This is a genomic window from Salinicola sp. (assembly GCF_982684285.1).
In genome coordinates this window covers 1-12257 of record NZ_CEXLVS010000119.1, presented here as the reverse complement: position 1 = coordinate 12257, position 12257 = coordinate 1, and the positions used below count along the sequence as shown (strand labels likewise).

12 protein-coding genes and 1 pseudogene are annotated in these 12257 nt (G+C 66.1%); 9 read left to right on the top strand and 4 right to left on the bottom strand.

Annotated elements, in window-relative coordinates; genetic code table 11:
• The 5 genes and pseudogenes from AC3AYF_RS11815 to AC3AYF_RS11795 all read left to right on the top strand — a co-directional run.
• Positions 1–209 (top strand): annotated as a pseudogene (locus AC3AYF_RS11815) (adenylate kinase); the annotation flags it as partial.
• 111 nt (positions 210–320) lie between these two features.
• A complete protein-coding gene (locus AC3AYF_RS11810) occupies positions 321–1697 on the top strand; it encodes an MATE family efflux transporter (RefSeq protein ID WP_295039472.1) in 1377 nt (458 codons plus the stop codon).
• Positions 1698–1768: 71 nt separating this feature from the next.
• On the top strand, positions 1769–3082 hold the full coding sequence (locus AC3AYF_RS11805) for a short-chain fatty acid transporter (protein WP_487779762.1): 1314 nt from the start codon (positions 1769–1771) through the stop codon (positions 3080–3082).
• A 127-nt stretch (positions 3083–3209) separates the two neighbouring features.
• Entirely contained in the window at positions 3210–3728 is a 519-nt protein-coding gene (locus AC3AYF_RS11800) for an acyl-CoA thioesterase (protein ID WP_487779761.1), read from the top strand.
• A gap of 51 nt (positions 3729–3779) precedes the next feature.
• A complete protein-coding gene (locus AC3AYF_RS11795; protein ID WP_295039474.1) occupies positions 3780–4847 on the top strand; it encodes an ion transporter in 1068 nt (355 codons plus the stop codon).
• Between the two features lie 9 nt (positions 4848–4856).
• Here AC3AYF_RS11795 and AC3AYF_RS11790 read toward each other — a convergent pair whose 3' ends face one another.
• From AC3AYF_RS11790 to AC3AYF_RS11780, 3 genes are all read right to left on the bottom strand, one after another.
• Positions 4857–5390: a cytochrome b gene (locus tag AC3AYF_RS11790; RefSeq protein ID WP_295039477.1), complete on the bottom strand. Its 534-nt coding sequence runs from the start codon at positions 5388–5390 to the stop codon at positions 4857–4859.
• Positions 5391–5460: 70 nt separating this feature from the next.
• Positions 5461–6516, bottom strand: a complete 1056-nt coding sequence (locus AC3AYF_RS11785) for a hypothetical protein (protein WP_295039480.1) — start codon at positions 6514–6516, stop codon at positions 5461–5463.
• 78 nt (positions 6517–6594) lie between these two features.
• Entirely contained in the window at positions 6595–6912 is a 318-nt protein-coding gene (locus AC3AYF_RS11780) for an I78 family peptidase inhibitor (protein ID WP_295039482.1), read from the bottom strand.
• Between the two features lie 258 nt (positions 6913–7170).
• Between AC3AYF_RS11780 and osmF the strand changes: the two genes are divergently transcribed.
• From osmF to AC3AYF_RS11760, 4 genes are read left to right on the top strand one after another with little or no spacing between them, the layout of a single operon-like run.
• Positions 7171–8115: a glycine betaine ABC transporter substrate-binding protein OsmF gene (gene osmF / locus AC3AYF_RS11775; RefSeq protein WP_487779760.1), complete on the top strand. Its 945-nt coding sequence runs from the start codon at positions 7171–7173 to the stop codon at positions 8113–8115.
• Between the two features lie 8 nt (positions 8116–8123).
• Positions 8124–9311 (top strand): ABC transporter permease, encoded by a 1188-nt coding sequence (locus AC3AYF_RS11770; protein ID WP_295039485.1) that lies wholly within the window; start codon positions 8124–8126, stop codon positions 9309–9311.
• Between the two features lie 31 nt (positions 9312–9342).
• Positions 9343–10422 (top strand): ABC transporter ATP-binding protein, encoded by a 1080-nt coding sequence (locus AC3AYF_RS11765; protein WP_295039488.1) that lies wholly within the window; start codon positions 9343–9345, stop codon positions 10420–10422.
• On the top strand, positions 10419–11186 hold the full coding sequence (locus AC3AYF_RS11760; RefSeq protein WP_295039491.1) for an ABC transporter permease: 768 nt from the start codon (positions 10419–10421) through the stop codon (positions 11184–11186). The genes AC3AYF_RS11765 and AC3AYF_RS11760 overlap by 4 nt, the downstream gene beginning before the upstream one ends.
• Here the strand turns inward: AC3AYF_RS11760 and AC3AYF_RS11755 are convergent.
• A complete protein-coding gene (locus tag AC3AYF_RS11755; protein WP_295039493.1) occupies positions 11183–12106 on the bottom strand; it encodes a LysR family transcriptional regulator in 924 nt (307 codons plus the stop codon). The two genes, AC3AYF_RS11760 and AC3AYF_RS11755, sit on opposite strands and share 4 nt — an antisense overlap.
• Between the last annotated feature and the right edge of the window lie 151 nt (positions 12107–12257).

Genomic DNA, 12257 nt, shown 5'->3' with positions numbered 1-12257 from the left:
TCTGGCCCGGTACCGGCAACCGGGAAAGCTTCCGCCAGACCTTCCTCAGTCGCCGTTCGATCCTGCTCTGGTCGCTGGGGACATGGCGTCAGAACCGCAGACGCTATCTGGAGGCCATGATCGACCCGACCTACCGCCATATCCGCTTCGTCCGGCTGACTCATCAGGCCGAAGTGGACACCCTTGTCAGGCGGCTGCCGCTGCTGTAGCCACCGCCTTCCGTCTTCTCAGCCAGTTCCGGCATCGCGACGCGCATCGCTTCGGCGTATCCTGTCGAACCGCCGGTATCGACCCGTGCCACGTTCGTCAGAAGGAATGCCGTGGATCGCAACGCCACCGATCATCCCCCCTCCCGCCGCTACACGACCCGTCACGTCTGGAAGCTGGCCTGGCCGATCATCCTCTCCAACATCACCGTACCGCTGCTGGGCCTGGTGGACACCGCCGTCGTCGGCCATCTCCCCGACTCGCGCTATCTGGCGGCGGTAACCCTCGGCGCCACGCTGTTCAGTTTCCTCTACTGGGGATTCGGCTTTCTGCGCATGGGCACCACCGGCCTGACCTCCCAGGCGGTGGGTCGCGAGAACGACAGCGACGTGCGCCTGCTGCTGGCGCAGTCGCTGGTAATGGCGGCCACCATCGGACTGGCGCTGATCCTGCTGTCGAAACCGTTGATCGATTTCGGCCTGTGGCTGCTCGATGGCAGCGAGGCGGCGATGGAGCTTGCCGCCGACTACGCCCATATCCGGATCTTCTCGGCGCCGGCGGTGCTGGCCAACTACGCCATCCTGGGCTGGTTCATCGGCCAGCAGAAGACGCGCATCACGCTGGCGATCCTGCTGCTCACCAACGGCGTCAACATCGTGCTCGACCTGCTGTTCGTGGTCGGCTTCGGGCTGGCCAGCGACGGCGTGGCCTGGGCCTCGCTGATCGCCGACTACAGCGCGCTGGCCTTCGGCCTGTGGCGGGTCGCCGTCCACTGTCGGCAGCTGGGCGGATCGCTGTCGCGTCAGGCGCTGTGGGTGTGGAGCCACTACTCGGCGCTGATTCGCGTCAACCAGCACCTGTTCGTGCGCACGCTGGGGTTGCTGTTCGCCCAGGCGTTCTTCACCGCCCAGGGGGCCAATTTCGGCGACACCGTTCTGGCCGCCAACGCGGTGCTGCTGCAGTTCATCATGCTCGTCTCGTTCGCCCTGGACGGCTTCGCCAACGCCGCCGAGGCGCTGACCGGGCGCTCGGTGGGACGACGCGACTGGAACGACTTCGGCGACGCCGTGGGCGCCGCCGGCAGACTGTCGCTGCTGGTGGCGGGCGGCTCGATGCTGCTGTTCGCGGTCGCCGGTGATGGGCTGATATCGCTGCTGACCGACCTGCCGGAGGTCCGCGCCACCGCCTCCGACTATCTGCCCTGGATGATCGCCATGCCGGCGCTGGCGGTATGGAGCTACCTGCTCGATGGCGTCTTCATCGGCGCTACCGAAAGCCGTGCGATGCGCGACACCGTGTGGTTGGCCATCGCCTGCTATCTGCCGGTGTGGTGGCTGACACGGGACTACGGCAACCACGGCCTGTGGTTTGCGTTCCTGTTGTTCACCCTGGTCCGCTCGACCTCTCTCGGCATCTGTTACCTGCACTACCGCAGGACCCGATGGTCCCCGGCCGCCGGCGGCGAAACCTCCCCGGAAACAACTCGCTAGACCAAGGTTGACTGATGGCGAGTGCAGGGATGCGTTACGCTCGCCCCACGTTCACCGACGAGATACCCCTCATGCTGCAGCGCCTCTCCCGCCCGGCGGTCAAGCTGGTCGAGCGCTACCTGCCCGACCCCTACATCTTCGTGCTGCTGCTGACGATCATCGCCGCACTGGCCGCGATGCTGTTCGAACGGCAATCGCCGCTGGCGGTCATGCAGTACTGGGGCGACGGCTTCTGGGGCCTGCTGTCGTTCTCGATGCAGATGCTGATGGTGCTGGTGACCGGGTTCATGCTGGCCAACTCGCCGCCGATCAAGCGCCTGCTGGACAGACTCGCCGCGACGGTCCGGACGCCCGCCGGCGCGATCATTCTGGTGACCCTGGTGTCGCTCGCCGCGAGCTGGATCAACTGGGGCTTCGGGCTGGTCATCGGGGCCCTGTTCGCCAAGGCGCTGGCGCGTCAGATTCGGGTCGATTACCGGCTGCTGATCGCCAGCGCCTACTCCGGTTTCGTCGTCTGGCATGGGGGGCTGGCCGGTTCGATCCCGCTGACCATCGCCACGCCGGGGCACTTCAGCGAGGCCCAGATCGGCATCATCCCCACCTCGCAGACGATCTTCGCCGGCTACAACCTGGCCATCGTCGTCGCCCTGTTCGTCATCATGCCGCTGATCAATCGCTGGATGCTGCCACCGGAGAACGAGAGCGTCTTCGTCAGCCGCGACCAGCTCTCGGAACCGGAAGCCCCGGACGCCAGCCAGGCCCAGCGACCCGCCGAGCGCCTGGAGAACAGCACCCTGCTGTCGCTGCTGGTGGGCGTGCCGGGACTGCTCTACATGGTCCACTACTTCGTCTTCGCCGGCGGCGGACTCAACCTCAACAGCGTCAACTTCCTGTTCCTGTCGCTCGCCATCGTGTTCCATCGCACCCCGCGCAGCCTGCTTGCCAGCCTCAACGAGGCGATCCGGGGCGGCGCCGGGATCGTGATCCAGTTTCCATTCTATGCCGGCATCATGGGCATCATGATGCAGTCCGGTCTGGCGCAGTCGCTCTCCGAGATGTTCGTTGCCATCGCCACTGCCGATACGCTGCCTTTCTGGTCGTTCATCAGCGCCGGCATCGTCAACCTGTTCGTCCCCTCCGGCGGCGGCCAGTGGGCGGTTCAGGCACCGGTCATGCTGCCGGCGGCCGAAGCACTGGGAGCCGATGTCTCGCGCGTCGCCATGGGCGTTGCCTGGGGCGACGCCTGGACCAACCTGCTGCAGCCGTTCTGGGCCTTGCCGGTGCTCGCCATCGCCGGGCTCAAGGCCAAGGACATCATGGGCTTCTGCCTGATCCAGCTGGCGGTCACGGGGGGGGTGATCGGGCTGGGGCTGACCCTGATTTAGCCGCCCTCGAGGCTCACGCCCGGGAGCGGGCGTGGAGCGACCATGCGGGACGATCGATGGGCAGCCCGGGCCAAACGTGGTACATCTGGCGCATAAAAATGCCGCACCAGACGAGACCGAGGATACCGTGACGCCCGATGATCTGCCCCGACAGCACGAGCTGTCGATGACCGTACTCATGACCCCCGACATGGCCAACTTCAGCGGCAAGGTACATGGCGGGGCGATTCTCAAGAAGCTCGACGAAGTCGCCTACGCTTGCGCCAGCCGCTATGCCGGCAGCTACGTGGTGACGCTCTCCGTCGATCAGGTCCTGTTCAAGCAGCCGATCCACGTCGGCGAACTGGTGACCTTCCTGGCGATGATCAACCACGTCGGCCGCTCGTCGATGGAGGTCGGCATCAAGGTGCTGGCCGAATCGATCCAGGAACGGGTGATACGGCACACCAACAGCTGCTACCTGACCATGGTCGCCGTCGACAGTGACGGCAAGCCGGTCCCGGTGCCCTCGCTGGAATTGAAGACCCCGCTGCAAAAGCTACGCTTCGAGAAGGCTGCGCTACGCAAGAAGTTGCGCAAGCAGGAAGCCGAGGAGGAGCGCAACGCCATGGCCGAACATCTCAAGGCCTATCCGGCCGGACAGTGACATCCCACCCTTTTGCCATAGCGTCGCCAACCCGACGGACAAGGACGTTCGATGCCTGAAACCGAATTCCAGCAATCCCGCGCCACCAGGCGGTCCAGCCGGCTCGGCGAGCGGCTGTTGATGATCTGGGATCTCGCCGTCGTCGTGCTGGTGGCGATCAACCTGGCGCTGCTGCTGTTCGACAGCCTGTTCCTGATCCCGCCGCTCAACGCCGCTTTCCATGCCGTGGCGCCGGGTCTCCACGCCGCCTACGACACCAGCATCAGGGCCAATTTCGTCGAGATCGACCTCTGCTTCGTCGCCATCTTCCTGCTCGACGTGCTGCTGGGCTGGGCCATCGCCATCGCCCAGCGCCGCTACGCCCGCTGGTTCTTCTACCCCTTCGTGCACTGGTACGACGTGCTCGGCTGCATCCCGCTGGCCGGATTCCGCCTGCTGCGCATCCTGCGTGTCATCTCGCTGTTGATCCGCCTGCAGCGCCTGGGCCTCATCGACGTGACACGCTGGCGCCTCTACCGCTTCTATCGCACCTACTACGGCGTGCTGATGGAGGAGATCTCCGATCGCGTCGCCATCAACCTGCTCGGCGAGATGCAGGACGAGATCCGTCACAGCGAACATCTGACCCGGCGCATCTCGACCGAGGTGATCCAGCCCCGCAAGGCGGCAATGGTCGATGAAATCGCCACTCGGCTGGAGCGCACGATCAGCAAGGGGTACGCCGAAAACCACCATCAGGTGCATCGCTACGTGGCGGCCCTGGTCGCCAGGACGATGGAGGAGAACGACGAGCTGCGCCGCCTGCGCCGATTGCCGATGGGCGATGCCGTCGCGGAGAGCATCGAGCGCAGTCTCAGCGACATCGCCAGCCGCGTCGTCCACGAAGCCATCGATGGCCTGAACTCGCCGCATTTCCACTCGCTGCTGGCGGAGCTGGTCAGCAGCGGCGTAGATGCCTGGCTGCAGGTCGACGACAAGACCGATCGGGTTACCCAGCAGGTGCTGATCGACATGCTGGAGCTGCTCAAGGAGCAGATGGCGGTCAAACGCTGGAAAAGCGAGTTCAGCGAGTCTCGGACGCGGCATGACGCCCCTCCGGGTCGCGAGTCCGGCGCCTGATCCGGCGAGTCAGTCGGGCGTCGGTCCGAGCATCCGGCGCAACGTGCCATCCCGAAGCCGGAAGTGGTGATACAGCGCCATGCAGACGTGACCGACGATCATGAGCGTCAACAGCCAGGCGAAGGTCCCGTGCAGGCCGCCGAAGCTGGCGGCCCAGGGCGCATCGGCGCCTTCGAACCAGGCCTTGCCGAACACGTGGACGCCGTAACCCATGCCCCAGGTCATCAAGGCACCCGACAGCGGCATCAGGATCAGCAGGGCATACATCACGATGTGACCGCCGATGGCCAGGCGCTGTAACCTCCCGGCGTGGCGCGGGCGCTGCCGACGCTGGGAAAGCGCCCACAGCGTACGTGCCGTCATCAGTATCAGCACGCCCCCCCCGATGGTGGTGTGCCACGGGAAGATCGCCTGGCTGAAGGCATTGTCCTTCCATACGGCGTTGACGAACACGCTGCTCAACTGCGTGACGACCAGCACCGCGACCAGCCAGTGCAGGGTTCGCGTCAATCGACCGTAGGCGCGCGGGGAATCCTTCAGCATGGTCCCGGTTTCCTGTCGTGGCTTCCGGCAACGCGCCGCGAGGCGCGCCCGGTCACCGGCAAAGTCTCTGTCATCCCACGATTCGCAACAGCGTATAGGGCGCCTCGCAGGCGTCCCGTTCGTCCCGCTCGTCGATTCGGCCCAGCGACATGTCGCGATCGTTGTCGTAGGCCACGAACAGCCGCTCGGCGTCGAGCACCGCCAGCCCCTCCGCCTTGTGCTCGAACTCCAGCGCCTCGCCGTGGACGTTCTCGACGATCGAGGGCCAGGCCCCGGCACTCAGGTCGGCCAGCGGCATCGACCACAGATAGCCACCGATCTGCTCGCCATGCTCGTCTTCCACCTCGAAACTGGCCATCAGGTAGAGGCGGTCGTTGAAGGGATCGTATTCGAGGCTCGACAGGCCGCAGGTGTGCCGGACCCCCGCGTACTCCGAGGGATCGAAGCGGTAGCGCTCGCGGAGTTCGTCGACGAATTCCAGGTTGCCGCCGGCCGTCATGCAATAGTGGACGCCCACCACGCGTGCCACGTAGTCGAAGTCATCGTGCGCGCGCCCCTGCTCTCGAACGCCGAACAGCAGCAGGCCATCGCAGGGTTCGCCCAGGTCGGGCGACGCCGGAACCGCCGCCAGCCCTTCGATCTTGTAGTACGGCATGCCGATGGCACCGTCGAGCTTGCGACGCAGCTCCAGCGAACCCTCGACGCCGTCGCGCGGGTCCGGGTCCACGACCTGCACCCGGTCCGGCTCGCCCACCGGCCAGATCAGCAGGTGATTGTAGGCGTTGAGATCGTGACTCTCGTCGTCGATGCGGTCGAACCCGGTGGTCGCCAGGATGTAGCGGCCATCGACGGTGAGGGCGAAGTCCTCGTACTTGACCGCGCGCCGGATGGCATCGGCGGTCAGAAACCGGTGACTCTCCGGATCCGGCAATCCCTCCACCAGGTCGAAGGCAAAGACGGCCGAGCGCCCCGCGCCCGGAATCGGCTTGTCGCTGGCCAGAATCAGACGATGGCCATCGAACACCACGGCCGACACCTCGACGTTGACCGGCGAACCGTCTTCGTATGTCAGTCCGGGAGAAAAACAGCTCAGCGTCCCTTCGGTGATGATCTCGGTACGTAGCATGGCAACCTCCTCGACCGGTCCGCTCCATGAAAGAAAAGGGCCGAACGGGTCGGCCCTCGAAGCTTGCTGTTCCCGCGATCAACCGCAGGAGATGTCCGTGATCATGCGCTGATCGTCGACCTTGATATCGAGCCGCTGCGCACGGTAGTCCATGGTGTAGCTCTTGCCGGGCTCGATGACGCGAATGTCGGCAGCCCGCGAACGATCCGCGATCTGCGCCTGAAGCTCGTCGGTGAGGGTCTCCCCGACCAGGCTACCCACCGTCTGGGCGCCACAGGCATCTTCGGGAACCGGCTTCACGTCGGGAGGCCGAGGCGCATCGTCGGGCTTGGGAGCCGTGCTGCAGCCCGCCAATAGGAAGCCACTCACGATCAGCGCCGCGCCGGAAATTTTCATGACATGCTCCTTGCTGGAGATACCGCTTTCGTTGGTTGAGGCGTGCCGAGCCGGACGCCACTTTGGGTTCCACTTCGGGTTCGCCAAGCCTAGCAGGTCACGCCGAACTCGGCATCGGGTGGTCGACCGGGCGCACTGCCGCTAGACTCAAACTCTCATTGACCGGCCCTGGCCCAGGTCAGCCACGACAAGCCGTCCCGGACGGACGACTCACAACAACCGAGTCTTCAAGCTCACCGATCGCAAAGGAACGCCGCCATGCGCCCGTCGCTCTCCGTTCGAATCATCACTTCCGTCGCCGCCGCGGCGATCACCGCCAGCCTCGGCATGGGTCAGGCCGTAGCGCAGGACGACCAGCAGCCGATTCGCGTCGCCTCCAAGATCGACACCGAGGGCTCCCTGCTCGGCAACATGATCGTCGACGTGCTGGAGAACGCCGACCTGCCGGTCGATAGCCGGCTGCAGCTCGGCCCCACCAACATCGTGCGTCAGGCGCTGGTGGCGGGCGATATCGATCTCTACCCCGAATACACCGGCAACGGCGCGTTCTTCACCGACACTACCGACGACCCGGCCTGGAAGGACGAGCAGGCGGGATACGACAAGATCAAGGCTGCCGACAGCGAGGCGCATCAGCTGGCGTGGCTGACGCCGGCACCGGCCAACAACACCTGGGCCATCGCCGTACGCCAGGACGTGGCCGATGACAACGACCTCTCCAGCATGGCCGACTTCGGCCAGTGGGGCAGTGACGGCGGCGAGATCAAGCTGGCCGCTTCGGCCGAATTCGTCGAGAGCGATGCGGCGCTGCCCAGCTTCCAGCGCGCCTACGACTTCACCCTTGGCGAAGACCAGTTGCTGGTGCTCTCGGGCGGCAACACCGCCGCCACAATCCGTGCCGCTGCCGAGGGCACCAGCGGCACCAACGCCGCCATGGTCTACGGCACCGACGGCGCCATCGCCGCCGCAGGGCTCAAGGTGATGGACGATCCCCAGGGCGTGCAGATGGTCTACGAGCCGGCCCCGGTGGTGCGTCAGTCGGTGCTCGAGGCCTATCCGCAGATCGAGGAGCTGCTGAAGCCGGTGTTCGAATCCCTTGATCGCGAGACGCTGCAGACGCTGAACGGCAAGATCCAGGTCGACGGACTGCCGGCGGACCAGGTCGCCCATGACTATCTGACCGAGCAAGGCCTGCTGGACTGAGTTCGATCGTGACTCCGCCCGAAGGACGTCGACTGATCGGCAACCGGGTGTTGGCGACGCTGCTGGTCGCCGCCGTCGCCAGCGTCGCGCTGCTGCCCTTTGCCAGCCTGTCGCCCAATCGGCTGGTGTCGGGCCAGCCGGTCATGCTGTGGCAGGCGCTGGCCGGCTGGCAGCTCGCGGCCCTCGCGCTGATCGGCATCCTGCTGCTGGTCGCGGCGCTGGCCGGACCGCTACCGCGACGCATCGCGCTGTGGCTGTCGCTGGGCGCCACCCTGCCGCTGCTGGCGCTCGATCTCCAGGCACTCGGGGCCTACGCCCACCGCGCCCTGGCCGAGGCCTCGCCGGCCGCTCGTGTCTCACAGGGCGCGACCTTCTGGATCCTGCTGTTCGTCAGCGCACTGATCGCCATCGATGCCTTGCAACGGCTGCGTCTCGGCCCGGCGGGCCGTGCCCTCTACGGCGTCGCGGCGCTGGCGGTGATCGGCGTCTGCTTCTCCGGCGAGCTGCTCTCGCCGCTGTCGATCATGCGCGAATTCGCCAATCAGCGGGATAACTTCATCGACCAGTTGGTGCGACACCTGCTGCTGGTCGCCGGTGCGCTGCTGCCCGCCCTGCTGATCGGGCTGCCGCTGGGCCTGCTGGCCAATCGTCGGGCCCGCCTGCGCAACGGCCTGTTCAGCGTGCTCAACGTGTTCCAGACACTGCCGTCGATCGCCGTGTTCGGGCTGCTCATCGCGCCGCTATCGGCGCTCGGCCGGGCCGTGCCGTGGCTGGGCGAGCTGGGTGTGAGCGGCATCGGCGTGGCACCGGCGATCATCGCCCTGGTGCTCTACTCGCTGCTGCCGATCGTGCGCAACACCTACTCCGGCCTCGCCGGCGTCTCGACCGGTGCCCTGGAGGCGGCCCGCGGCATGGGCATGACACCGCGCCAGATTCTGTGGCGGGTGGAGATCCCGCTGGCGCTACCGGTGATCCTGTCGGGGCTGCGCATCGTCACCGTCCAGGCGATCGGGCTGGTGGTGGTCGCCGCGCTGATCGGCGCCGGCGGCTTCGGTGCCTTCATCTTCCAGGGGCTGGGCCAGTACGCCATCGATCTGGTGCTGCTGGGTGCCATCCCGACCATCGTGCTGGCGGTCATCGCCGACTTTGCGCTGCAGATTCTGGTCAGCCTGAGTCGCCCATCCGGCACTCGCTGACGCCGTTTCAGGCACCGATCAGGAAAGACCCATGATTGAATTGCAAGGGCTGACCAAGACCTACGCGGGCAAGAACGTCGTCGAGGACGTCTCGATGACGCTGGAGACCGGTGAGTTCGGCGTGCTGATCGGCCCCTCCGGCTGTGGCAAGTCGACCACCCTGAAGATGATCAACCGCCTGGTGCCGCTAAGCGGTGGTCGCATCATTCTCAACGGCGACGACGTGACCGAACTGCCGGCCGAGCAGCTCAGGCGGCGGATCGGCTACGCCATCCAGTCGACCGGGCTGTTCCCCCACTGGAGCGTGGCCCGGAACATCGCCACCGTGCCGCAGCTGTTGAAATGGCCGAAGTCCCGTATCGACGATCGGGTCGACGAGCTGATGGCGATGTTCCATCTCGACCCGGCCGAGTTCCGTCACAAGTATCCGCACCAGCTCTCCGGCGGCCAGGCGCAGCGGGTCGGCGTGGCCCGCGCGCTCGCCGCCGATCCGGAAGTGCTGCTGATGGATGAACCGTTCGGCGCGGTCGACCCGATCACCCGCGAGGCGCTCCAGGCGGAAATGCGCCGGGTTCACCGGCAGACCGGCAAGACCATCGTCTTCGTCACCCACGACATGGACGAGGCGCTGCAGCTGGCGACCCGTATCGCGCTGCTCAACGGCGGCAGGCTGGTCCAGTACGATCGCCCCATCGAGATGATGGTGAAACCCGCGGACGACTTCGTTCGCGAGTTCTTCGGCCAGGCGGATCTGGGTCTCAAGCTGCTCTCGCGGCGCTGGGTCCATCAGTACCAGCGCCCACCGAGCCTGGCGCATCACGCCACGCTGCCCGGCCTCGATCACTGCTGGCGACTCGACGACGCCGGCCGGCCGATCGCCCTCGAGGGCGCCCGGCTGGACGACCAGCATCGGCATACCGACGTCAGGGCGGAGTGGATCGCCACGCCGGAGATGAGCATGAAGGAGGCGCTCTCGCGGATGGTCTGGTATCGCGTCATGGTACTGCCGGTCGTCGATGAGACCGGCAAGCTGATCGGCGAGGTGGGCATGCAGGGCATCATGGGAATCGAGTCAGACGGCGGGCTGCACGCCGGAGAGCCGGCCTCATGAGCGGCGCAGCTCGAAGCGCCCGACAGTTGCGTGCGGCCTCCGCCGGCAATGGCGTGCTGCTGATCCTGATTGCGCTGCTGATCGCATTGACGCTGGGAATGGCCCAGCTCGAGCCGCTGTTTCGCGCCCTGTTTCCCGATCTCGGCAACCCGCTCTACGCCCGCGACAGCTTCCTCAACCTGATGCTGGCGCATATCGGGCTGGTGCTGGTGTCGTCGCTGATCTCGGTGACGATCGGCATCGCCGCCGGCCTGTTCGTGACCCGCCCGGTGGGGCGCGAGTTCGAACCGATGGTGTCGTCGCTGGCCGCCATCGGCCAGACCTTCCCTCCCGCCGCGGTGCTCGCCATCGCCGTACCGCTGGCCGGCTTCGGCTTCACCCCGACCATCATCGCGCTGTCGCTCTACGGCCTGCTGCCGGTGATCCAGAACACCATCGCCGGCCTCGGCACGGTACCGCAGACCACGCTGGAGGCGGCCCGCGGCAACGGCATGAGTCGCTGGCAGATCCTGCGCCGCGTCGAGCTGCCGCTGGCGATGCGGGTGATCATCGCCGGCATTCGCGTCTCGGTGATCATCAACATCGGCACCGCCACCATCGGTTCCACCGTCGGCGCCAAGAGCCTGGGCACGCCACTGATCGCCGGCCTGGTCGGCAACAACCTGGCCTACGTGATCCAGGGCGCGCTGCTGGTCGGTTTGCTGGCGATCGTCACCGACCTGCTGTTCGAGCGGCTGGAGCGGCGCTACGCGTTCGGGGGCTAGGCCGGGGAAGCGCTCCCGTTCTCATCGGTGGCAGGGTCATCGGTGGACGGGGTCTGCTTGCGCAACTGGCGAAGGAACGCCTCCAGTGCCGGCGAGGCGTGCAGCGGCTTGCGCCGGAGAATGCCGATCTCCCGTGGCTCGCGCATGTTGACGGGCAGCCGGGTGATATCGTCGAGATTGAAGACATCGACGCTGGAGGCCGGCAGCAGCGCGTATCCCAGCTTCGCTCTCACCATCGCGATCGCCGAACTCATGAAGCTCACCTCCCAGGTGGGCGCGACCTGCCTGCCGGCGTGCTCCATCGCCAGATCCGCGTAGTGCCTGGCACTCGAGCCCGGGGTCATGGCGATGTACGGCACCTGGTCGAGTCCGTACCAGGGCGACTCGCTGCGCCTCACCACCCGCGGCGGCGTGATCAGCAGCAGATCGTCGTGAAACAGCGGCTGAAAATCGAGCTCCCGATCCCGCTGCAGCGGCGAACCCAGCCCCATGTCGACCTCCCCCCGGCTCACCCACTGGTGAACCTGGTCGGCCAGGCCGTCGCGCAGGACGACGGTCACCTTGGGATGACGCTTGCGAAAGGCCGCAATGGTCCTCGGCAGCAGGGACGAGGCCACCGAAGGCAGCCCGGCCACCGTGAACTTGCCCTGCTCGAGTTCGCGCACGTTGCGAGTGTCTTCCAGCGCCAGCGACATATCGGCGAGGATACGCCGGGCGTGGCCCAGGAACAGCGCGCCGCCCTCCGTCAGGACCACGGTGCGGGTATTGCGCGCGAACAGCGCAATGCCCAATTCCCCTTCCAACTTTCGTATCAGGTAGCTCAGCGCGGGCTGCGACAGGTGAATTTCCTTCGCCGCCCGCGTGAAGCTGGCCAACTCGGCGGTTCGCACGAATGCCTGCAGCTGCCGCTGATGAAACATCCTGGCTCCAAATAGAAATCTTTTATCAATTCATAAGATATATGGCTTTGCCTGATGTTGTCGCGCTGCGCCATTGTCTCTCCATCGATGAATCGACGGATCCAACATGTCCTCTCCCTCTACACGACTGGCGCATATCGGCTGCGGGGCC

Coding starts and splice junctions, on each gene's coding strand:
- AC3AYF_RS11805 (WP_487779762.1), top strand. CDS start 1,769: ATGCTGCAGCGCCTCTCCCGCCCGGCGGTCAAGCTGGTCGAGCGCTAC.
- AC3AYF_RS11795 (WP_295039474.1), top strand. CDS start 3,780: ATGCCTGAAACCGAATTCCAGCAATCCCGCGCCACCAGGCGGTCCAGC.
- AC3AYF_RS11790 (WP_295039477.1), bottom strand. CDS start 5,390: ATGCTGAAGGATTCCCCGCGCGCCTACGGTCGATTGACGCGAACCCTG.
- AC3AYF_RS11785 (WP_295039480.1), bottom strand. CDS start 6,516: ATGCTACGTACCGAGATCATCACCGAAGGGACGCTGAGCTGTTTTTCT.
- AC3AYF_RS11780 (WP_295039482.1), bottom strand. CDS start 6,912: ATGAAAATTTCCGGCGCGGCGCTGATCGTGAGTGGCTTCCTATTGGCG.
- osmF (WP_487779760.1), top strand. CDS start 7,171: ATGCGCCCGTCGCTCTCCGTTCGAATCATCACTTCCGTCGCCGCCGCG.
- AC3AYF_RS11765 (WP_295039488.1), top strand. CDS start 9,343: ATGATTGAATTGCAAGGGCTGACCAAGACCTACGCGGGCAAGAACGTC.
- AC3AYF_RS11760 (WP_295039491.1), top strand. CDS start 10,419: ATGAGCGGCGCAGCTCGAAGCGCCCGACAGTTGCGTGCGGCCTCCGCC.
- AC3AYF_RS11755 (WP_295039493.1), bottom strand. CDS start 12,106: ATGTTTCATCAGCGGCAGCTGCAGGCATTCGTGCGAACCGCCGAGTTG.